25 protein-coding genes are annotated in these 23,931 nt (G+C 26.7%); 3 read left to right on the plus strand and 22 right to left on the minus strand.

The window, feature by feature from the left end:
* Positions 1-12: 12 nt before the first annotated feature.
* From atpE to BN1865_RS08945, 11 genes are all read right to left on the minus strand, one after another.
* The gene (gene atpE / locus BN1865_RS08895; RefSeq protein WP_050636914.1) at positions 13-255 is read right to left on the minus strand and encodes an ATP synthase F0 subunit C; all 243 of its coding nucleotides are present in this window, start codon (positions 253-255) and stop codon (positions 13-15) included.
* A gap of 46 nt (positions 256-301) precedes the next feature.
* Positions 302-985 carry a F0F1 ATP synthase subunit A gene (locus tag BN1865_RS08900; RefSeq protein WP_050636915.1) on the minus strand — a complete coding sequence of 228 codons (684 nt, stop codon included), beginning with the start codon at positions 983-985 and terminating at the stop codon, positions 302-304.
* The gene (locus tag BN1865_RS08905; protein ID WP_050636916.1) at positions 978-1,346 is read right to left on the minus strand and encodes an ATP synthase subunit I; all 369 of its coding nucleotides are present in this window, start codon (positions 1,344-1,346) and stop codon (positions 978-980) included. The genes BN1865_RS08900 and BN1865_RS08905 overlap by 8 nt, the downstream gene beginning before the upstream one ends.
* Positions 1,339-1,527 carry an AtpZ/AtpI family protein gene (locus tag BN1865_RS08910; protein ID WP_050636917.1) on the minus strand — a complete coding sequence of 63 codons (189 nt, stop codon included), beginning with the start codon at positions 1,525-1,527 and terminating at the stop codon, positions 1,339-1,341. Before BN1865_RS08910 ends, BN1865_RS08905 begins: the two co-directional genes overlap by 8 nt.
* A gap of 3 nt (positions 1,528-1,530) precedes the next feature.
* Positions 1,531-2,157, minus strand: a complete 627-nt coding sequence (gene upp / locus BN1865_RS08915) for a uracil phosphoribosyltransferase (RefSeq protein ID WP_050636918.1) — start codon at positions 2,155-2,157, stop codon at positions 1,531-1,533.
* Positions 2,158-2,171: 14 nt separating this feature from the next.
* On the minus strand, positions 2,172-3,413 hold the full coding sequence (glyA, locus tag BN1865_RS08920; protein ID WP_050636919.1) for a serine hydroxymethyltransferase: 1,242 nt from the start codon (positions 3,411-3,413) through the stop codon (positions 2,172-2,174).
* Positions 3,414-3,416: 3 nt separating this feature from the next.
* Positions 3,417-3,857, minus strand: a complete 441-nt coding sequence (rpiB, locus tag BN1865_RS18185; protein WP_050636920.1) for a ribose 5-phosphate isomerase B — start codon at positions 3,855-3,857, stop codon at positions 3,417-3,419.
* Positions 3,854-4,456 carry an L-threonylcarbamoyladenylate synthase gene (locus BN1865_RS08930; RefSeq protein ID WP_050636921.1) on the minus strand — a complete coding sequence of 201 codons (603 nt, stop codon included), beginning with the start codon at positions 4,454-4,456 and terminating at the stop codon, positions 3,854-3,856. Before BN1865_RS08930 ends, rpiB begins: the two co-directional genes overlap by 4 nt.
* Positions 4,457-4,593: 137 nt before the next feature.
* Complete coding sequence (locus BN1865_RS08935) at positions 4,594-5,229, minus strand: ABC transporter ATP-binding protein (RefSeq protein ID WP_050636922.1); 636 nt, start codon at positions 5,227-5,229, stop codon at positions 4,594-4,596.
* Between the two features lie 2 nt (positions 5,230-5,231).
* Complete coding sequence (locus tag BN1865_RS08940; protein WP_050636923.1) at positions 5,232-7,223, minus strand: hypothetical protein; 1,992 nt, start codon at positions 7,221-7,223, stop codon at positions 5,232-5,234.
* 18 nt (positions 7,224-7,241) lie between these two features.
* Entirely contained in the window at positions 7,242-7,577 is a 336-nt protein-coding gene (locus BN1865_RS08945) for a hypothetical protein (RefSeq protein WP_050636924.1), read from the minus strand.
* 164 nt (positions 7,578-7,741) lie between these two features.
* On the opposite strand from BN1865_RS08945, the gene BN1865_RS08950 reads away from it, so the two are divergent.
* Together BN1865_RS08950 and BN1865_RS08955 are read left to right on the plus strand one after the other, a co-directional pair.
* Complete coding sequence (locus tag BN1865_RS08950) at positions 7,742-8,443, plus strand: LytR/AlgR family response regulator transcription factor (RefSeq protein ID WP_050636925.1); 702 nt, start codon at positions 7,742-7,744, stop codon at positions 8,441-8,443.
* 544 nt (positions 8,444-8,987) lie between these two features.
* A complete protein-coding gene (locus BN1865_RS08955; RefSeq protein ID WP_157844110.1) occupies positions 8,988-9,674 on the plus strand; it encodes a hypothetical protein in 687 nt (228 codons plus the stop codon).
* Positions 9,675-9,707: 33 nt separating this feature from the next.
* Here BN1865_RS08955 and BN1865_RS18000 read toward each other — a convergent pair whose 3' ends face one another.
* The 8 genes from BN1865_RS18000 to BN1865_RS08990 all read right to left on the minus strand — a co-directional run bounded on the left by BN1865_RS18000 (position 9,708) and on the right by BN1865_RS08990 (position 16,924).
* Entirely contained in the window at positions 9,708-9,848 is a 141-nt protein-coding gene (locus tag BN1865_RS18000) for a cyclic lactone autoinducer peptide (RefSeq protein ID WP_082189945.1), read from the minus strand.
* Positions 9,829-10,401 (minus strand): accessory gene regulator B family protein, encoded by a 573-nt coding sequence (locus BN1865_RS08960; protein ID WP_050636927.1) that lies wholly within the window; start codon positions 10,399-10,401, stop codon positions 9,829-9,831. Before BN1865_RS08960 ends, BN1865_RS18000 begins: the two co-directional genes overlap by 20 nt.
* Before the next feature lie 13 nt (positions 10,402-10,414).
* On the minus strand, positions 10,415-11,041 hold the full coding sequence (locus BN1865_RS08965) for an ABC transporter ATP-binding protein (protein WP_050636928.1): 627 nt from the start codon (positions 11,039-11,041) through the stop codon (positions 10,415-10,417).
* Between the two features lie 18 nt (positions 11,042-11,059).
* A complete protein-coding gene (locus BN1865_RS08970) occupies positions 11,060-13,120 on the minus strand; it encodes an ABC transporter permease (RefSeq protein ID WP_050636929.1) in 2,061 nt (686 codons plus the stop codon).
* Between the two features lie 101 nt (positions 13,121-13,221).
* The gene (locus BN1865_RS08975; protein WP_050636930.1) at positions 13,222-13,572 is read right to left on the minus strand and encodes a hypothetical protein; all 351 of its coding nucleotides are present in this window, start codon (positions 13,570-13,572) and stop codon (positions 13,222-13,224) included.
* Between the two features lie 146 nt (positions 13,573-13,718).
* The gene (locus BN1865_RS08980; RefSeq protein WP_198527267.1) at positions 13,719-14,369 is read right to left on the minus strand and encodes an ATP-binding cassette domain-containing protein; all 651 of its coding nucleotides are present in this window, start codon (positions 14,367-14,369) and stop codon (positions 13,719-13,721) included.
* A complete protein-coding gene (locus tag BN1865_RS08985; RefSeq protein ID WP_050636931.1) occupies positions 14,366-16,477 on the minus strand; it encodes a hypothetical protein in 2,112 nt (703 codons plus the stop codon). Before BN1865_RS08985 ends, BN1865_RS08980 begins: the two co-directional genes overlap by 4 nt.
* A gap of 243 nt (positions 16,478-16,720) precedes the next feature.
* Positions 16,721-16,924 carry a hypothetical protein gene (locus tag BN1865_RS08990; protein ID WP_050636932.1) on the minus strand — a complete coding sequence of 68 codons (204 nt, stop codon included), beginning with the start codon at positions 16,922-16,924 and terminating at the stop codon, positions 16,721-16,723.
* 290 nt (positions 16,925-17,214) lie between these two features.
* Here BN1865_RS08990 and BN1865_RS08995 point away from each other — a divergent pair, with 290 nt between their 5' ends.
* Positions 17,215-18,129 (plus strand): alpha/beta hydrolase, encoded by a 915-nt coding sequence (locus BN1865_RS08995; protein ID WP_232780364.1) that lies wholly within the window; start codon positions 17,215-17,217, stop codon positions 18,127-18,129.
* Positions 18,130-18,147: 18 nt separating this feature from the next.
* On the opposite strand, the gene BN1865_RS09000 is transcribed toward BN1865_RS08995, so the two are convergent.
* The 3 genes from BN1865_RS09000 to BN1865_RS09010 all read right to left on the minus strand — a co-directional run bounded on the left by BN1865_RS09000 (position 18,148) and on the right by BN1865_RS09010 (position 23,777).
* On the minus strand, positions 18,148-19,548 hold the full coding sequence (locus tag BN1865_RS09000; protein WP_050636934.1) for a leucyl aminopeptidase family protein: 1,401 nt from the start codon (positions 19,546-19,548) through the stop codon (positions 18,148-18,150).
* A gap of 261 nt (positions 19,549-19,809) precedes the next feature.
* Positions 19,810-21,663, minus strand: a complete 1,854-nt coding sequence (locus BN1865_RS09005) for an ABC transporter ATP-binding protein (protein WP_050636935.1) — start codon at positions 21,661-21,663, stop codon at positions 19,810-19,812.
* Positions 21,663-23,777 carry an ATP-binding cassette domain-containing protein gene (locus BN1865_RS09010; protein WP_050636936.1) on the minus strand — a complete coding sequence of 705 codons (2,115 nt, stop codon included), beginning with the start codon at positions 23,775-23,777 and terminating at the stop codon, positions 21,663-21,665. Before BN1865_RS09010 ends, BN1865_RS09005 begins: the two co-directional genes overlap by 1 nt.
* Positions 23,778-23,931: the final 154 nt, after the last annotated feature.

Raw genomic sequence — 23,931 nt, forward strand, 5'->3', positions numbered from 1 at the left:
ATTCTGCAATATTTATCCAATAAACATTGGGAAAACGAACATTAATAAGAAAGAAATTAATAACCCATAAATAGCAACTGTTTCTGATAAAGCGATACCTAAAATCATCATTGTACGAATTTTACCTTCTGCTTCAGGATTTCTCCCAACTGCTTCTACTGCCTTACTCGCTGCAATACCTTCACCAATACCTGTTCCTAACCCTGCACATACAGCAATACCAGCTGCAATTGCAATTAAACCATAATCTGTCATTTTCTATACCTCCAAATTTAATTTTTGTTTTTTAATTCTTTACATGTTATTCTGCTTCAATAGAAATCAGAATACTAGATAAAGTCACGAAGACTAATGTTTGAATACATCCAGCAAACACATCAAAATAGGCATGTAAAACTGGAGCTAAAATAGGTCCTAAAATGTTAAATGGCAGAATAAATCCAGATAACCAACCTGTAAATTGATAAACCAGTGACATTAATATTGTTCCACTCAATATATTACCAAATAAACGCATTGATAATGATATTAATGGTGATACTGCACTGAGAATATTTGTTGGCGGCCACACCAATTCTTTGATATATGTTAGTCCACCTTTTTTCTTTAATGCATTATATTGTATTAATATAAATGTAACTAAAGTCATAGCTAATGTTATTGAATAATTAGATGTTGGGGCATTAAAACCAATCAACCCACTTAAATTAGCAACAATTAAATAAACAAATAACATCGCAAAATAAGGATAATAATTTTTTTCAAACTGCGATGGCATAATTGATTTTAAATAATCATAAACCACCTGAATTCCTGTTTCGCATACTAACACAATACCCTTAGGTTTTTGTAGAGGATCTGCTGCCATCACTTTTTTTCCTGCATAAATAAAGAATAAACACAGGGCGGCAATAATAATCAAAGAGAATACCAGTTCCACTTGTAACTCTATGTGTATTGTCGATAGTATTGCTGTATTAACCATCCACTTCACCTCCTTTATGAATATATCCTTCTAAATATATTGATATTTTTGTACACATGTAGCCTAAGAAAACACCTAACAAATGGAACCATGGTGTTTTCACTGCCACATAAAAACCAAAAGCATATAATGCTAATTTGACAATAAACATGAATGCTATAATTGCAGTACTCATTGAAAATTTCAGAATACCTTCACTCATCTTAATAATCAATAAAAAGACAATGACATTAATAATATACCCTAAAACAAACCCAAATATATAAGATATGTCATGAAATATAACACCAACTATTGCCAAAATAAGACATCCGATTAAAAACACATAAATCGATTTCTTTAAAACTGTTATTTCATTCATGACGTCCCACTCCTAACAGCAATTTGATAACATAAATAAATGCCAACAATAAGCAAATTAATAAAATAATAGGTTGGCATCCAAAATATGCATCTAATTTAACACCCAAAAATGTACATAAAATGAACGTCCCTATAACTTTTATTCCTAATTCTAAAGCAAATAAAAGATCTTTTAACATTGATTAATTATCTGTTCCAAACAGACGATCACCAGCATCACCTAAACCTGGAACAATATAACCTTTATCATTTAATTTCTCATCTAAAGCAGCAACAATTAAATCAACATCAGGATGAGCTTGTTCAATCATTGCAATACCTTCAGGAGCTGCCACAAGACAAGCTAACTTAATATATTGGGCACCTCGTTTTTTAATATTTGTAATCGCTGCACAGGCACTTCCTCCAGTTGCTAACATTGGATCAACAACAATCACATCAGCACTATCTAAACAAGATGGAAATTTTGCATAATATTCTTCAGGCTGAAGTGTCTCTTCATTACGGGCCATTCCAATATGACCTACTTTGGCATTAGGAATAATGTTTTTAAACCCATCAACCAATCCCAATCCAGCTCTTAAAATAGGAACCAGTACAACTGGTCTCACTAATGTTTTACCAGTCATTGGACAAATAGGTGTCACTATTTCAACATTCTTTAATGGTAACCCTTTTGTCACTTCATATGCCATTAACATTGCAATTTCATCTAAATTTTGTCTAAATTCTTTTGTTCCTGTATCCTTATTTCTCATAATTGTTAACTTATGATCAATTAAAGGATGATTTAAAATTGTCGTTGCCATGATTATCCTTCTTTCTATTTTATATAAGTTTTTCCATTATACATTGTCACTTTATCAGTTAAAGTCTTCACTCTTGCAATACATTCAGCTTTCACTTCATCAGTTTCATCATTTTTTAAACGATATGCAATAATTTTTCCTACTTCTCTAAAATCCTCTTCATTAAATCCTTTTGTTGTCATAGCAGGTGTTCCGACACGAATACCACTTGCTTTAAAAGGTTTTTCAGTATCAAAAGGAATGGCATTCTTATTAGCAGTAATATTAATTTCATCAAGTAATCTTTCTGCCTTTTTACCACTAATACCACAACTTGCTTTCACATCAATTAATAAAAGATGATTATCTGTTCCTCCAGCAACAAGTCTAAATCCTTCTTCTTTTAAAGATTCTTCTAAAGCCTTCGCATTTTTAATAATCTGTGAAGCATATTCTTTAAATTCAGGTTGTAATGCTTCATGGAAACAAGCTGCTTTTGCAGCAATAATATGCATTAAAGGTCCACCTTGCATACCAGGGAAAACTGCTCTATCAATGTCAGCTGCAAATTCCTCTTTACACATAATAACTCCACCACGAGGTCCTCTTAATGTCTTATGCGTTGTCGTTGTCACAATATCTGCATGTGGGAATGGTGATGGATGTAATCCCGCAGCTACTAATCCAGCAATATGTGCCATATCAACCATAAATAATGCGCCATTATCATGAGCCACACGAGCCATAAATTCAAAATCAATAATTCTTGAATAGGCACTTGCTCCGGCAACAACTAATTTAGGCTTAATTTCTTCAACCTTTTTTTGATAATCTTCATAATCAATTGTTTCACTCTCTTGACTTACACCATAACTATAAAAATCATAATTAATACCAGAATAATTTAATGGATGACCATGTGTTAAATGCCCTCCATCAGCAAGTGACATCCCTAAAACTTTATCACCATGTTGCAATAAAGCTAAATAAACAGCTGTATTTGCTTGCGCACCACTATGAGGCTGTACATTCGCATGTTCACAGCCAAATAATGCTTTTAAACGATCTCTGGCAATATTCTCTACTTCATCAACAAAACCACAACCACCATAATATCTTTTTCCTGGATATCCTTCAGCATATTTATTTGTTAAAACTGATCCAGCTAATTCTAGAATTTGTTCAGAAACAAAATTCTCTGAAGCAATTAATTCAATATTATTTCTTTGTCTATTTAATTCTCTTTCAACACTTTCAAATATTTCTGTATCCCTCATGATTTATTCCTCCTCTAAAGCCATCATTTTTTGAATTCTCTGATCATGACGTCCACCTTCATAATCAGTATTTAACCAAGCATTTAAAATTTCAACTGCTAAACCTTCACCAATAACTCTTTGACCCATAGCAATCATATTTGTATCATTATGAGCTCTTGTTGCTTTTGCACTAAAAACGTCATGAACCAAAGCACAACGTATTCCTTTGACTTTATTAGCTGTAATTGAAACACCAATCCCTGTTCCACATACAACAACACCTTTGTCACATTCCCCCGAAGCAACAGCCTTAGCAGCTTTTGATGCATAATCTGGATAATCACAGCTTTCTTCATTGTAAGTTCCAAAATCAACGACTTCATACCCCTGTTTACTCATTTCTTCCATTAATACATTCTTTAAACGCAACCCACCATGATCACATGCTACTGCAATTTTCATTTCAAGACCTCCTCAATGTCCTCTTTTGTTATTTTACCCTCACGTAATATTTTTATTTCATCTCCACTGACATCTACAACAGTACTTGCTATAGAATCAGTTGTCTTCCCATCAACAATCAAATCAATACGACCATCTAACTGATCTAGCACTTCTTTTGTTGATGTGGTATTGGGATGATTTGACAAATTTGCACTGGTCACTAACATCGGACCAACATTTCGTAATAATGCTAAAACATAATCATTATCAGGAATACGAATACCAATTGTTTCTTTACCATTGGTCATGATTGGATCAACACCTTCTCTTTTTTTAAAGATTAATGTGATCATCCCAGGCATAAAGGCAGATATTAATTTCCATGCCCAATCACTAACATAAGCATACTTTTCAATATCTTCTTTATAAGCAACCATCAGTGTAATAGCCTTAGAATAATCTCTATTCTTCGCTTCCATTAGTCTATCCAACGCTTCTCTCGAGCCAAATTTAACGCCAACTCCATAAACCGTTTCTGTTGGAAAAGCAACAACTTTTCCTTCATTGATTACATCACATACAATATCTATATCTTTTGCTGATACTACCTTTGTCATTTACATCACCCTCTGTGGGATATTTTACCATAAAATATTGAGAATTTATAGAAATATAGGCATAATTAAGTTTTTTTTAAATAATGAAAAGATTCCTTCATCTTTATCAAGGAATCTTATGAAACTATGAACTATTATTAACTCTTTTGTAAAACCAAATGTTTATCTGAAATTGCCTTAAAACTATCATCATGTGTCACAACAATAATTGTTTTACCTTGTTCTTTTAATTTAACTAATAATTCTAATATTTTATCTTTATTCTCTTGATCTAATGAACCTGTTGGTTCATCAGCCAATATAATCTGACTATCATGAACAATCAACCTAGCTAAAGCTATTCTTTGCTTTTCACCACCTGAACATTCACAAACCAACTTATTTTCATAACCATCTAATCCAACCATCTTTAATGCATCAATCATCTTATTTCTATTTTTCTTTCTTAATTTTATTGTTGGAAAAACAATCTGCAAATTATATAATACTGTTTTTTCTTCTAATAAAGCAAAATTTTGAAAAATAAAACCTATCATTTCACTATGCATCTTCCTTTTATCTTTCTTTTGAACTTCTTGATGATTCAATAAAATTTTCCCACTATCAATATCCTCTATTAAACCAATTATATTTAATAATGTCGTTTTTCCAACACCAGACTTTCCCATAATCACCATAATCTCATTTTCTTCAATTTCTAATGAGTAATCTTTAAAAATAACATGATCTCCATATGATTTATTGATTCTTTCTAATTTAATAATTGCAGACATTTTTACACCTCCTTCAATAATTCAATTTTATATATTAAGCGACATGTTTTATAAAAAATATAAAAACCATCAATAACAATCATCATACTTAAATAATATAACAAATCTTGTAATACCCCTATTTTAACTGCTATTATTATTGGAATCATAAAAGTCATCATATCCAATAAATATAATTCTTTATATAAATGGATATACTTATATCCATAAATCATTTTTAATGAAATTTCTTTATCATTATTTTTAATATATATATTAACCAATAATTCCAATATCAAAAAATAAGTAAACAAATACAATCCTAAAAACAAAACATTGTCAAAAACAACTGGTAAAGCATTTTCTCTTAAAATCCATTGAATATAGATTCCATTATCTTGAATATTTATTTGATCTCTATCTATTTTATCAGTTAATAATGTTTTATAATAATCAATACTTTTTTCTTTCTTTAAATATAAACTATGATACATATAAGGATAGTCTTCATTCATAATTAAAATGATAGGATTTTTAATAGAAGTAAGAATAGAAAGTGATGGATCATAAAATTCATATTTTTCTTTTATATATTCTACTTTTGTATTAAGTGTATATTGATATTGTTTAACATCAATATTTTTATATTCTTGAGGAATCAATAATGTTGGACCTTGAACATTTTTATGGATATTGTATAGTGATAGAAATTCTTGATTAACAATAATATAAGGAATATATTGATTATTATTTTGACTATTTCTTAAAATATCTGTAAAATCACAAGCTATTGCTCCATTTTGACATAATATCTTAGAATAATCTTTTGAATTCTGAATATTTTTTATATCATAAACATTATTAATAATATCTTTTTGCTTATAATAGCTATACAGCATCTGATAATATGGATAAGTTGGTAATACACTATATATAATAAAAAATGTAAATATAATCATAAAAATGACTTTACTTATCAGTTGAATAAGAACTAAAGAATGGAAGGATTTTTTTCGGACGATATTTATATAACTTTTTGTTTTGTATAAATAAAGCATAAAAATAATAACTAATATTACAAATAAGCCTATTGATATAAATATAAATAATATAATATCTTTTATAAATGATATAGTATGGCTATTCACTCTTGAAACAAATACTATATAGTATAATAACATTGAAGAAAGTAAGACAATGAAAGATAAACAACTTTCCTTTAAAAAATAATTATAGAATATATTGATTTGTTTATATCCCATTAAATTCACAATGGCTATTTCTCTGTACTTTTTAAATAAGTCATATAATAAACATATTAAAAATGATATAGAAAAGAAAACAAGAACAACATAACTATTATGTGATATCAATTCATTATGTTCTGAAAGTTGTTCTGATATATCATATTGACTATCATCAAAATGAATCTTAATAAGTTCTTCAATTTCTCTTTTATCATCATTATTATTTATAAATACATAATAGTTAACATTATTATTAACACTTTTATAATCTTTAACAAATTCCCCCATACATCTTTGTTCGTAAATTATATGATTTGTTTTTAAATAATTCTTATTAAATAATTCTATCATTCCACTAGCATTAGAATCTTTACGAGTTGTCACATACCCTTGACTTATCATATTTCCATAATCAATATTCTGTCCTTGATATTCAAATTGATCTTTCAAAAATGTAAAATATAAATTATCTGGATCATAAATATAATTTCTTATAACTTTATCTCCATTATCTAAATATTGATCATATCCCGTTTTAATAGTCATTTTATCTCTGATTGCTAAATCTAATAACTGTTTATGAAAAACATCTATTGTTTCTCTATTTGCATTAAATACTGAAAACTCATACCGTTGTTTATGTGATATATTGGTTAATACATTTTCAACATTTAGTGCTTCAATATCTTCCTTAGATCTATTTTGAAATAAAATACTAAAAAAAAGGGAACTTATTAATAATATAATAAAATATAATTTCTTATTCATAAGTTCCTCTCTCCTTTTCTAACCATAGAAACCTTTAAATGAATGTGAATGACTATCGTAACAATCCATTAAGGCTGTAACAGATCTTAATTTATCTGTTGTTTCAGCAGTAACTGCTTCATTGCCACATTTTACTCTTGCAATTGCTTCAGCTAGGCTATTACCACATGAAACACTTGTTCCTTTAGTAACCCATCTATCATCAATAGCTCTTGCTGTAACTTGTCTTGTACTTCCACTTCCATTACATGGTATGGTTTGCCAATCAGCCGCTTTAATATTGAACATACCTGAAAAAAGTAGAGTGCCAAATATTATAAATGAAACAAATATTTTTTTATATTTCATATACATCTCACCTCCTTTCTTTATTAACTACATTATATCTTATTGCTAAAATAATTAATGAATTATTAGAAATCCGAGTCATTTCACATGAAATCCGTCATTTTTATTTATTTGTATATCAGCTTTTGGTATAATAATTACAAAAACAATAAGAAAGGTTGGAATAAACTATGTACAAATTTGCTATTATAGATAATCATCAGTCTGATATTGATAAAATGGTAGAAAAAATCCATCAAGTCTATTTCAGTAAACATCATATGAATTATGATTGTGATACATATTTGGGATGTCAAACCTTTCCATTTGATAAATATTATGATGCTATTTTCTTAGATATAGAAATGCCTGAAATGGATGGATTTGCTTTTGCAAAAGAAATTAACCAAAAATATAATCCTAAAATTATTTTTATGACCAATCATGATAATTTAGTTATGTCCGTTTTTGATTACAAACCTTTTCATTTTATACAAAAAAATAAGTTTGATGAAAGTTCAACACATGTACTTGAACTTCTTTGTGACAATTTATTAAATAAAGTTATAAAAGTAACAAATACGAACAATGAAATAGATTTTGTAAATCAAAGTCAGATTACTTATATTAATATTTATGAGGGTATAGTTACTCTACATACATTTAACAATGAAATATATACAACATGGAAATCATTAACATCTATTTATAAAGAACTCAATCAGCAACTATTTACATATATTAACCAATCAACAATTGTTAATATGAAATATATAAAAGAAATTGATCCTCAGTTTACGCATCTTATCTTAAAAGATCGTACTGTATTCAAAATTTCTACTAGAAACAAGTCAACATTTAAGAAAACCTATATAAAATTCAGGTTACAATAATATGTCTGTATTTGATTTATTAATTAATTTTATTGAATCTCTTGGGTTCATTGGTTTCATATATTTCATATTTCATAAAAGAAAGGGGTTTATCTTATTTTTTATTTTTGTAATAATAAATATGTTAAATGTAACTCTTCATAACTACTATTTACTACCCGAAATTTCGTTAACTATCTCGTTGCAATTTATTATATTTTTATATGCATATCTTCTAAACAGAAAGAACATTATTCAAGATATATTTTTAACACTACTCATCTTTAATATAAGTAATTTTTCAAATACAACAAGTATGATTATTACCAACATCTTTTACTCATTTCCTTTTTATCGAGGTAATAGTTATTATTTTTTAGCAGTATTTACAAGAATAGTTTTCTTTTTAATCACTTACATGATTTATCTAATATTGAATAAATCAACTATTACATTTGCTAAAACAAATAAAATTATTTCTATTTTGATAATTCTTTTCATACTTGAACTACTTTATTCTTCTTGTATAGAAATTGTCTTTTATAATAATATTTTTGATATCAATATGATTTTGACTTTATTGTTTATTAATGTTCTCGTTATTATTTTATGCTATACTTTTTTTGAATCTCAAAAAGAACAGCTCCATTTACTAAAGTTACAGGAAATAAACTTAAAAAATGAACATCAAATTAAAATCAATCATATTAATGATGAAAGTATAAAACATCTTTCTTTATGGAAACATGATATAAATTATGTTTTTACATATATTGAGAATCATATTAAAAATCAAAGATATGATAATGCTTTAAAAACTATTTCTATTTATCATGATGTTATCAATAATTATAATTTATTTACCAATACAAATAATGATACATTAAATTCTATTTTAATTGAACATATTGATGAACTTATCAAAAACGACATACACATTTATATAAGCACAGATAAAAAGGAAGTTCCATTATCTACTGAACACTACCAACAAATATTACATTTATTTTTTAATCACATTATAAAAAATTGTCAATCTGACTATCAAAAAGAAATATGGATCACATATTATACACAATCTCCTTATTTTACATTATCCTTAGAATATACTTGTCTTGAAGCTACGCTTTATACTTTACACGAGAGTTTTGAAAAAATTGTTAATCAATATGTTGGATTTATAAAAATATCTCACGAAGATCAAAAAGATATAACTAAAATTATTATTCCTTTAACAGAAAACAATGAATAAAGTCAATTATTCATTGTTTTTAGTTAAGTATTACTACTTTTCATACTTTTTTAAACTGTTTGGTTCTTTATCTTGATATTGATGATTACATGACACTAAATTTACTGCTTGAATAGCAACAAGAAATAATCCTGATGATATAATCATTAATAATTTATTTTTTATTTTTTTCATAATCTATTTTTCCTCCTATGGTTAGCATATTTATAATAACAAGCATACTTATTAAAACATTCAAATATGAAGAGCCTATAAAAAACAAATAAACAACTGCAAATAAATATATACAAATATATATTAATGAGTAGATTTTAAAATTTTTTTTCTTTTTAGATGAGATAAGCTTATTGATATTTTGAATTGGACACATTATTAATGTTATAAGGAGTGTTATTATACTTATAATAAACACTTCTACTATATTAAAAGAATGTACTTCTATCATCATAATATTAATCACAAACAATCCAACATACGTACATATACACTTTGTATAACTTTTACAATGATATCCCCCTAGTATACTTCGTGAACTTGACATAATTAATTCATACATTACTGCCTCAATAAAGTGATCCATTAATAATCCAAATACCAATAACAACACTGTTCCCATTACTGATGATACAGCTAGTTTAGCACCATAAAGATAAATTTCACGCTCCTCTTTGAGTACATTATTCTCTTCTAAATATAAAATAAGTTTATCTGATAAAGTATAAATCATTATTAACATCCTTTTATAATTTTATAACTTGAGTTGCATACTCTTTTAATGATTCATCATGAGTGACTATAATAATTGTTTTCCCATCTTTTTGCATTTGTTTTAATAACTGACAAACCTTTTCTTTATTGTGTGCATCTAATGAGCCAGTCGGTTCATCAGCTAAAATGAGTTCGCATGGTTTCAATAATAATCGTGCTAATGCAATTCTTTGTTGTTCTCCACCAGAACATTTATAGATTTTTTTCTTCTCATATCCCTCTAATCCCACCGTTTTCAATGCTTCCTTAATTTTTTCTTTCTTATTTCTGCTTACATTATCTAATGCTAAAGTAAGATTGTATTCTACTGTTTCATTGTCTACTAATGCAAAGTTTTGAAATAAGTATCCTATTTTTTCTCTAAGCATAATCTCTGCCTTTCTTGAAAAAGGCTTAATATTTTTTTGATCAAATAAGATAATGTCTCCACTATCAGGTTTATCTAATAATCCTATCATATTTAATAAAGTTGATTTCCCTGAACCTGACTGACCCATAATAACAACAAATTCACTATTATTAACTTCAAAAGACAAATTATTAAATACATGTTTTTCTTGAAAAGATTTTGAAATGTTTTTTACACTTACAACTTTCATTTACATCTTCCTTTCCTCTTAAATGACTCCACCTTTTAGATAAGAAATGATTCCTTTTTTCTCGAAACGATAAATCATAACAACTATAATGAGTACTTCAATACAAATAATAAGAAAAATAAAGTTAATTAATTCCAATAATTGAACTGTATACATTAACCAACTCACTGTAGAGGCAATAATTGTTGAAGATAAAATAAATATGAATAACATCCCATACCTTTTCTTTTTATCTCTTCCTAGCATATATTGAATTGCTATTTCTTTTCCAAATTCCTCTAAATACATTCTTGTTGTAATATAAGCATTGCATATAATAATTAGTAAAAATATACTCATAATCAATAGAAATTCTGGAATATATTCTTGACATCTATCTATATAAAATTCATATGAGTTCATACATGATGTCAAACTTGCTGTCTCCAAGTTTTGCCCTTCTAATGCTTCTAATTCAGCAATATATTCATTATAGCTTTTATGCCTTTTATCAAATAATAATCCTTGTATATCCACATCTACACTATAGTTTTTAACAACACATATAACTGGATTTGTCATTACATATACATATCTAACTTTTGGATTAAAAAATTGACCTGTATCTTTAACATAGATTACTTTGTAATTTTGAGGATTATATATTTCCATATCTAATTTTTCTTTTAATTGTTGTGGAATAAGAAGTATATTTTCATTATAATCAGAAAGATTTATTTTGTCTCCATCTGTATTATAAAACTGACAGTCTTGTAAATAATATTGATTGCCTTCTAAATATTCATATTGATAATACGTTGCATATTCATCCTCTGAATCATAGAAAGGACTCTCTTTTGAACGCATATAATATTTTTCCATGTCACAAAAAATCTCTTTATCAATATAATGATTAAATATAGTTTCGTTATGTATAAATGAACCTCCGATTTGATAATAATTTTCTATATTATCTTTTTGGTTTTGTATGCTGTTATAATTCTTTACATAAGGTAAAGAATCCGAAAAAGTTGATATAACAGGCATCACTAATAATACAATCACTACTGCCTTACTAATCCACTGAACAATAACTAGATGTCCATATGCCTGATTTGATTTTAAATATTTGATATTTATTGTATATTTTATAACTAAATATATAGCAATATTAACAAATAAAATAATAATTATATAATATATATTAACAATTTGATAAGTGTAAAAGTACTCTCTTGTTAATGTATTTATTTCACCTACTTTAATATAACAACCAATAACATTACTCAATACAAAGACAATAATTGATATTACGAAAAAAAGCAGAAAATTTTTAATAACAAGTTTTAATACAGAATGACCTAGCATTCTTGATATTAAATATTTCTTATGCTCTTTAACAATAATACAAATAAGAATAGATATTAATAAAATAATACATAGTCCTAAATAAGTTGTACTGTAATTATTTATAATTGAGCCATCGTTTGGATAACTCATTTCATCAGATTGTGTATCAAAAATCTGTTTAATAGGATAATGCTTTGTAAGAAATTCTTTAAAGTCCTTTACTTCACTTTCTTGATTTGTAAAAATTGATATTCCAAATTTATTAGTTAAATAATTTAATTCATTTATATCTGATAATTGATAAATACGAATAATATCTTGGGTATTTTTAAAAAACTGATTATTTATAATTTTGATATACCCTTTACTCTGATTATCACTTAAATCTGTTGTATAGTATTTATTCTTATTATTGTGAGTTTCTATATTTATATAATTTGATAATTGATTTATATTTGTTAGATAATAATTTACATAAGTATTAATTCCTGCCTCATCCTCATATGATATAATAGTAGAGAGCTTTGTTTGATGAGCATCTGCATAAGATAGAATATCATTCATTATATCTTGATAATTATTATTATCTATCTCGATCATTAAATAGTTTTCTGATATTCCCATTTCTTCCTCTAATGTTTGATTAAGATTATATATTTTTGTGGCTTCTATTTGATTTTTCTCATAATAAGTACGATTAACGAGAAATATAGATAATACTATTAAAATGAGTATATATATTTTTTTCATATTATTCTATTTCTCCTCTCTTTATTGATATCAAACCAAAACAAGTTTAGTTTATTGTTCTATTAAAAGCAAAGAGGGAATCATCCCTCATTCTTACTTTGCTAATTTTGATAAATACCATAATAATGTCTATGCCCTACTTTATAATATTGACTTTGAACATTAATATGACAATCACTCGATTTTTTACCATAGTAAGCAGCACAAGACACTTCCTCATTTGTATTATTATTTTTCAAATAATTAATATAAGTATATCGTTCACTTTCTCCTCTAAAAGATGCAGCACCATGTAATGTGTAAAGTGCACAATCAGCTTTAAGTGTTGCTTCATTTTTAAGTGTTGTTTGTGATTGACATGATAAATCAGTATATGCCGCACTAACAAAAGTTAAACTTAACGCCATTAATAAAGAAAATAAAGTAAACCCTTTTATCCATTTAAACTTCATAAATCTCTTCTCCTTTTCTTGATATATTTCGATTAATTAGTGTTTTATTTAATCCTCCTTTCTTGAAATAAAATACACTAATTTTTCTATCTTTATTGTATAAAAATTATAATATAAATGAATAATTATTAAATATCCGTTAGATTTTATTTAAAATCCGTTAATTTTTTAAGTTTTATAACTTTTGTTGCATAGGTTATCAATGATTCATCATGAGTCACTAAAATAATTGTTTTTTCCTGATGGTGAAATTCCTCCAATAGTGTCATTATTTTTATTTTATTCTCTTGATCTAATGATCCCGTTGGTTCATCAGCGAGTATAAGTTCACATGGCTTTAATAATAGTCTTGCTATTGCAATTCTTTGTTGTTCTCCACCAGAACATTGATATATTTTTTTATGTTCAAAATAATCTAACCCAACTTTATGAAGAGCACTTTTTATTTTATCGTTTTGGTGGTGAGAATCTCTAATTACAAAACTTAAATTATTGTATACTGTTTCAGTATCAATTAAAGCATAGTTCTGAAAGAGATACCCTATTTTTATTTTTAATAATTTTTCAGCTCTTTTAGAAAATGGCTTAACATCAGTTTGATCAAATAATGTGATATGTCCTTGATCAGGTCTATCTAACAACCCTATAATATTCAAAAGAGTTGATTTCCCACATCCAGACTGTCCTGTTATTATGATAAACTCTCCTTGACTCACTTCCATACAAAATTGATCTAATACTACTTTTTCTTGATATCTTTTTGAAATATGATCAATTTTTAAAATCGTTTCACTCATAATCTTGATTCTACTTTCAATATATTAGCAATATTTGAATTTTCAAACTTTTTAATAAATCCATATAAAACAATGAATTCAAATCCTAAAGCACAAATATTGAACATAATCACTTCCAAAAAATATACTCTTATAATAGCAATTCCAATTATCAATATGGATACATATGTTATAAAAGTATACATATAGAGTTCTCGATATCTTTCTCGAGAACTATACCCATTCATATAACTTAATGCTATTTGTATTTGATTTTCTGAAACATAGAAATAAGTTATTTGATAAATAAGAATTGATATAAGTGCAACATAAAGTACAATTGTGAAAAGAGTTTCTTGTAGGGTTCTTTGGATAATAGCCAAATTAACAGAAGATATCTTTTCATTCGAATACATTTCTATTGTTTCATTTGTCATTCTTTTGACTTCATTCTGGTAATCTTGAATACTTTTCTCTTGTGTCAAAAGATTCATATAATATAATCTTGTAGCATCACTTTTATGTGTTACTAAATGGACCATAGGATTTGATAAATAATATGGTTGACTTAATTTTATATTAAAGCAATTTCCTGTTTTTTTAACATAAACAACTTTATACTGTTTTTCTCCCATTACTTTCTTCAGATTTTTATTTTTATATTCTTGTGGAACCAATAAAACGTCTTCATTAAACTGAGATAAATCTAAAACATGTCCATTTTCATCTTCAATAATTTGATTATCAAAGTAATTAGCATTAGCTAAAACAAATGGATAATCAATAACCATATCATCAATCTCTTCATAATCTTCTTCTGGTATGACTTCTAATAAATATTCTTTTGTATGATTTTGATAATAATCAAAATCTATATAGAAACCACCATTATGAAGATAATAATTAAATACTTCCTCAGTATTTTCTGATGTATTCATATCACTATCAAAATAAGCACTTTGATCAATTAATACCCTATTTTCTACAATTCCTTTATACTGAATTATAGAATCAATAGATGTTTGTATCATTTCAATAAATGGAATCATTAATAAAGAAACAACAATAACCTTTATTAAAACATTTATTTGGGCAAAATATTTAATTTGATATTCCTGTTTAAGATACTTTAAATGCATATTAAAATATATAAATATATATATGATAATGCCTAACAGAATCAATAATATCAAAAATATACTCACATATTTTATAAACAATTGATAGTATGCATAATTATAAGCTGCTATTTCTCCTGCATTGATATACATTGTGATTATCAAAGATATCATAAAAACAAACATTTCAACAATCACAAAATACCCTAGTTTCATTCTCATTATTTTGAATATAGAAAGACCATTTAATCGCATAATCATAATTTCTCGTTTGAGTTTCATTAAATAAACAACCAATAATAAACCAATAACAACAATCAATACAACCATAACTTTTAACATATTCATTTGATTATCTTGATGAATATTATCAAGTTGAGCAGGTGAATAACCATCAGTTAAATCTTGATAACTTATATGTCCTTTTAAAAAGACATTATTCATATCAGTTAGTAAATCTTCACGATGATTGCTATATAAAAACAAAGAAATATGGTTATTGTTATTTTTTATAACCTCATCTATTTGATAAAAATTATGAATACGATATTGATCATGAAAATCATGAAAGAATTCTTTATTCACCGTTACCATAACTCCACTATTATTTGGATCATTTTGATACGTAGTATAATATTGATGCCTATCATATTGACGAAAATCTATTGTTTGATTTTTATCAGAATAACTTATCCCATTGAGTATATCTGATTGATCAGTATATAAATAATAATTACTAAAATGAACTCCACCTTGATTATCTCCAGTCACCATCAACATAGTTAAATGATGTTCTTGACAATAATCAATTAATGACATAACACCTTCTTTTTGATGTTCATTTTGAAATTGACTCCAAAGCATTATGGTTTCTTTTTGAATTTGACTAGATACATAGTCCTGAATAGCACCTAACTGATAATATTGCACATTTTCCATATTCACAAAACTCAAATATCCGATTATCACAGAAATGAAAATTGTTATTAGCCAAATTCCCCTCTTAATCATATTATCACTCCTTCATATAGACAAAAAAGGGGAATCCCCCTTTTTGGTTAATTACATTCTCATTCATTATCAAATTCAAACCAGTTATTTAAAACATATATGAAATATTTCTTTTAAAAATATCAATTTCACTTTTTCCAACCATTACAATAAAACAATAATTAACCTTCTTTTGGAATCATTTATTATCACATAACTAAGTTTTTTTACTTGAAGTAAAGATGCTGTGTAGTTATATTTTATTTATCTATGTGAAATGAAATCTTGATACATATGATAAACTTTCATAATGCTTTTATAAACAAACAATATCTCTCCGACAATAAGAACAAGTATTCCACTCCATGAAAAAACACTAGAAATACTCGATACACTTGTTCCTGACAACATTGAACTAACGCCAATCATCAAAACACCCAATATAAAATACTCAATAACTCTTTTCATAAGACTCATAACCTCCTCTTTCATTATTTTATTATAAATATAAAAGACATTACAAAAAGAAGATATTTATCAATAAATACTAACTCCCTAAATGAAATGTCTTTTATAAATTATATATGTTTGTCCCCTCAGCATATATCCTTATACTTATATTATATACCATAAATATGGAATTTTTGTGAATATATTCACTTATTTGTTTCTGAAAGTTTTTAGAAAAGTTCTGAAAAATATCACAATCATTATTCATTTGTGATATGATAAGAACATATGAAAGGAATGTGATAGAAATGAAAAAGAAAACTTTAGCAACGGCAGCAATCTTAACTGGTGCAATGGTTGGTTTTGCGAGTGTCACTGCTATTGATTTAGCATGTAAGAAAAGAGCTCCAAAAAAGAAAAAAGATGATTCTGTTGATCCACATATCGAAAAGAATTTGCCTTGGTTAAAACAACAGCATTTTGAGGACTTGGAAATCACTTCTCATGATGGTTTGAAATTAAAAGCAAAACTTTTAAAATCAGATCTTGATACTGATAAAGTTCTTATTGCAGTTCATGGATATCGTTCTTATAATTTAAAGGAATATGCTTATTATATTAAATTTTATCATGATTTAGGTTTCCATATTCTCATGCCTGATAATCGTGCTCACGGAGAAAGTGAAGGAACATATATTGGTTTTGGATGGTTAGATAGATTGGATTGTATTCAATGGATTCATAAGATGAAAGAATATTTTGATAAAGATTTACAAATTGTTTTACATGGTATATCTATGGGAAGTGCAACTGTCTTGATGGCTAGTGGTGAAGAATTGCCAAGTGATGTCAAATGTATTATTTCTGATTGTGGATTTACAAGTGTTTTAGATGAATTTGAACATGAATTAAAACAAGCTCATATTCCACCTGCACTTATTTTGCCAACAGCGACACTTTTAAGTAAAAAACGTGTTGGTTATAGTTTTAAAGAAGCTTCAACAATTAATCAAGTTAAGAAATCAAAAACACCAACATTATTCATTCATGGTGATCAAGATGATTTTGTTCCAACTTATATGGTTTATGATCTTTATAATGCCTGTGCTGCTGATAAAGATTTACTGATTGTTGAAGGTGCAAAACATGCTCAAAGTTATCTTGTGAATCAAGAGTTATGTGAAAAAACAATTATAGAATTTATGAGTCAATATGTTCATTAACAACAAAGGAGATTGAATTCAATCTCCTTTTAACATATTCACTATACTTCTTATCATTGTTCCAGTTGCTCCAGTGCCATTATTATCTGCAGTTCCAGCAATATCCAAGTGAATCCACTCTACATCTTTTTCAATAAATGCTTCAAGGAAATTCGCAGCGACACTTGCTCCAGCTCCTGGTTTTCCAACTGAATTTTTAAAATCAGCACTAGATGATTTTAATTTTGCAAAATATTCTTCATCCATTGGTAAACGCCAACCTTTTTCATCAGAATCATTCATAGCCTTAGAAAATTGGTAATAAAATGCATCATTATTTGCAAAAACACCTGTATAAACATCGCCTAAAGCACTAACACAGGCTCCTGTTAAAGTTGCTAAATCAATAATTCGTTTAACACCTAATTGTTGGGCATAAGTTAATGCATCACATAATATTAATCTTCCCTCAGCATCAGTACTTACAATTTCAACCGTTTTACCTGACAATGTTGTAATAACATCTTGAGGTTTATATGCTCTATCACTTACTAAATTTTCAGTTGTTGGAATAATCCCGTAAACATTCACATTAGCATTTGTTTCAGCAAGAATTTTCATAATTCCTAGTACATCTGCTGCTCCACACATATCATACTTCATTCCATAACTATTACCTTTTAAGTTATATCCACCCGAATCAAAAGTAATGCCTTTTCCGACAATTGCTGTATATGGTTCATCTGTTTTTGAATATTTTAAACATATTAAATATGCTGGAATATGACTCCCCTGATTAACTGATAATATTCCTCCTGCTTTCATTTCTTCTAATGTATCTTTATCTAATATTGTACATTCCATACCATATTGACTTGCTAAAGTTTTTGCTTCTTTTACAAGATCACAAGGATTCATATAATTAGCTGGTTTATCAGCTAATTGTCTAGCATAATTAATTCCTGTTCCATATGCAATCCCTTCATGAATATCATCTTCAATATTATCATCCATAGACATAATATCAACATCCATGATTTCTTTTGAATCATGTCCAATCTTAGCTTCTTGATACTTAGAAAGCATATAACTTTCTACAAATAATCTTGTTATTTGATGGATATCAATAGTTTCTGTAACTGCATGCATAGCATCAAAATAAATACATTCTTCTACTTCTCTAGAAATTTTACTAAAAGCTTTTCTTAATTTAAAAGTATTAATATATTGAGATGCTCCTAACCCAATAAAATAAATACTATCAAATGAATAATGCCCTAATGTATGTATCTTCGTTACCTGACCTAATTCTTTATTAACAATTTGATTTAAATCATACCCTAATCTTTCACATACATGCGAACAAATCTCCTGATCCTTAAAAATAGGATAAATAATATTTTGTTGACTATCTTCTATTTGATATTTAACTTGTTTCATTGTATCCCTCCTTAATATCTATCCTACCACTTTTAACAAAACAAACAAATGAAAATATGATTTTCCACATCTATCAACCACAAAGAATTTATTCTATTTCCTTATTAATAATGAATGTATCCAAAAACTGTAGAAATTATTTCATTTCTACAGTTTTATATATGTCAATAAAGAAACATTTTTTATTCTTGAATATTGATGTTATATACTACACCTCATTATCACAAAACAAATAAAATTCCCGTATTGCTTTTAGGAATATTATTCATTTCTTAAAACGTCCTCAATAGACAGATTTCTTATCTGTATACCATTTATAATAAAAATACAAATCATTAATAAACTTATTTCTACAATAAGCCAAATGATATTTTGATAAATCATATTTTTGTCTATTGAAAAAAGACAGATAATAATTATTGATACAATAATAAATAAGAAAATTGCAATAAGAATTTGATAAAAGGTTTCAATAATAACTATTTTCATTATATCTTTATTACTTAATCCATTAATCAATGATAAAACAAATTCTTTTTGACGTGACTGAAAATGACGCAAAGACATCATAACGGTTATATATATCGTTCCTATAATAATGATAGGAATAAATAGTTGTTTCATTTTTTCTGTATGAGCATTTATCTCATTAAGGACAGTTGTATTTTGAAAATCATCATTAATAGATAATTGATCCATTTGATTCAATTTTTCTACTAACTTGAGATGAGTTTCAAGATTTTTTGAAAATAGTGTATAACCAATAAACTTATTATCATTGGTTTGTTCTTGATAAATCCTCATTAATATCTCATAGGGAACATATATACAATATTTATTTGTTGTATAATGATTGATTTCACCCTCATTTAAAACACCTTTTATATTTTGATTCATTGTTTTTGTTATCCAATAAGGATTATTTTCATTTTCTATTCGAATATCTATTTCACCATCAAAATAGTTGGTTGAAAGATAATTTCTTTTCATTAATTGATAAACATCATAACTTAATATAATGGCTTCTTTATCTAACAAATGATATTGATATTCTAATTTGTCTGTTATTTTATTTTCTTCAAAATAAGGTAAAACATCTATTGTCTGATTCCATAAAGTCATTTTTGAATAAATATATGGATAAACTTTATCAGCAGAAATAGAATCTAAAATTTGATTATCCATAATTTGATTTGTTGCTTGAATATGCTGACCATTACTTTGACTGGTTATATATACTTGATTATCAGATAATGCTAACAAATGATTGGTGCTTGTTTTCTGATAATAATGAATACCTGTTATAACAGAAAATATCATGATAAAAGATGTTGCCATTATCAAAATCATATTTCTTTGTTTTTTCTTAAAAACATGAAAATATCTTTTGACATAACTGTTTAGAAATTTTAAATCTGATTGAGATTTATGCAGAATCAATTGCTTATGATCCTGATTTAAAGAATGATGAACACAATTTAAATGTAAATTTTGAATTTGATAAATACTATCAGCATATTCTTTTGCTTTAAGACTATGACTTGCTAAAATAATGCATTTCTTCTGTTCTTTTGCCAACTGCCTGATTAACATAAGAATTTTCTCTTCATTTTGTGAATCCAAATAACTTGTTGGTTCATCTAATATAATCACTTCACTATCTTTGGCTAATGCACAAGCTATTGCTAATCGTTGTCTTTCACCACCAGATAAAGTATCAATTGATTGATCTAATGGAACATTTAAATGTACTTGATGAAATAAGTTTTGAATATCTCGATCACTAAATTGTTTTTGTACCATTTGAGCATAATGATTAATATTCTCTTTCACATTATAGTAATCAATTAACATAGAATCTTGTAAAACATAAGAAATGTGATATCTTCTTAAATGAGCCTTTAATTGCTGATTTGATAATGAAATCAAATGATTATCTAAACTATACTGATAATCTTTTTGTTTAACCAATAAAGCCAATCTATACAATAATGCTGTCTTTCCAGAACCACTTTCTCCACAAATAAGTGTTACTTCTCCACACTTGGCAACAAATTCTACATTTTCTAATATTTTTCTTTGATACGATATATTCAAGTTTTGTATTTTCAGCATTATTTATCCCTTCTTTTCACTATAAGTGGATAGACCAGTTCTATAATCAAAACAATAAATATAATCATGAAAAATGAAATAAATGTTAATTGAGTTTTACCATACATTAATTGATTAAGTACGATTGTTTCAATAATCATTCCTATGATACAAATGATGCTATATAATAGTGTATACAAAAGATACTTATTCATAAAAATTCTTCTGATATTCTGCTCAGTCAATCCCATATTTCTTAAATATGTTCTCATTTCATTTTCTTCTGATAACTTCTGTTTCTTATGATGATACTGTGTAATAAGTAACAAAGCTAATAAGCATCCTCCAACAAGTTGAATAATCCTTTGCATACTTTGGACTGATTCTTGTAAAGATTTTGAATTAAGATAAATATGTTTAGCATTTAAACCTATCTCATTAACAGCATTCATAACATCACTTAAATAAGTAAGATCATCTATTTCCAATACATAACAATTTGGTTTCCATGATGTATATTTTATTTTTTGTGTGACATATTGTTTTTTTTCTTCAGGAACTTCGTTAATAAATGTCTCCATCTTATCATCAATTAATACAAAATACTTATAATAACTTTCTTCACTACTGTTTTCTTTTCTATATTCTTCTAAAATAGATTGCGAAACAAAATATCTATAAATAAATCCTGAATCCTTATCAATATCATAAAGACTATCTGCTTTTGTTATGCCAACAATAGGTAACTGTAATTCGATTTTCTTTGCTCCCACTGTATTACCTGCATATTCTTCGCCACTTTCTGTTGTTTGAAACGAAATACCATCCATATCCACTGATGGAATAAATACTGGTATTTGAATTGTCTTATCTATTAATTCTTCAACATTGTCTGTTATTTTTTCAGCAAGATATTTTGATAAATAAATTCCTTGTTTATTCTTTTGAGATGCAAATTCAATATTTTCATTTTCAGAATCATCAAATGAACTCATAATAATATTAGGAATAACACTTTCATAATCCTTTAAACCTGTATAAAGAAGTTGATCATTATCAAATACTTTTATTTTTTCATTTGTTGGTTCTACTTCACTTTCACCAGAAAAGAAACCACCATTTTCATTCAAACCATTAACAATACTTGTATCATATTTCCAATGTATAGCTTTAACATGATCAATTGACTTTAACTTTTCAGTTTCTTCTGTTGTGATTGGGTATTCAAAGCCATTATAACTATAATCAAATAATTGTTTATTATTTGATTTATAAACAATAACTTGTTTTGAAGAAAGATTATTGATAATACTTTTATGAACAGATATAACTGTATTATTAAATATACAACTCAAACCAACAAAAGAAATAAGTATCACATTCATTATAAAACTGAGTTTTTTGTGGCTTATATAATGTTTAAACATCATAAAATAGTTATTATTTGAAAATTGTATTTTTTTAATTTCATTTTTTGATATAGTGCTTGTTTCTTTATTTTGAAATATAAGATTTAATTTCAAATTATCAATATTATAAATAGCATCTGAATAATTCTGTAACTTCAAATCATGACTTGAAATAATAACCGTATGTCCTTTTTGAGCATATTCGTGTAAAAGTTTTGCTATAATTTCACTCATTTCTTCGTTTAATGAAGCTGTTGGTTCATCAATAATGAGAACAGGTGTATCTCGTAATAACGCTAAAGAAATGGCAACACGTTTCTTTTCTCCTTCGGATAACTGATGAGGATATTCCTTCATTAAATTATTGATTTGTAATAAATTGATTGAATCATATTGATCATATGCAAGATAATTTTTATTATAAAGCTGATAATGAGCTTCTATGGTTAAATCATTAATAAATGAAGGTAATTGTTCAACCATACAAATATGAGTTTGTTTATACTTTTTCTTCTCATCATCACTTAGCATTGAAATATCAATTTCATCATAAACATATCGTCCTTTAAAAGAATAATCCAAATTTAAACATTTTAATAAACTTGTCTTTCCACTCCCACTCTCACCTTTGATTAATGTCAATTGATGAGGATAAGCTTGAAAATAACTATTTTTAAATATTTCTTTTTTACCAAGTATAAGTTCAAAATCTTTAAGTGTTATCATATGCTTTATCTCCTCTGTATAAATTTAAAGCATTATTCTTATCATCCCTTTTTCTTAATTTCATTATACTACATAATTAAATCTTAAACTATATTTTCTGGAATTCGTTATGTTTGACCTAGAATTCGTCAGCATTTTTAATAAATTGCATGTT

Source organism: Candidatus Stoquefichus sp. SB1, assembly GCF_001244545.1.
In the GTDB taxonomy this organism is placed as follows: domain Bacteria; phylum Bacillota_I; class Bacilli_A; order Erysipelotrichales; family Coprobacillaceae; genus Stoquefichus.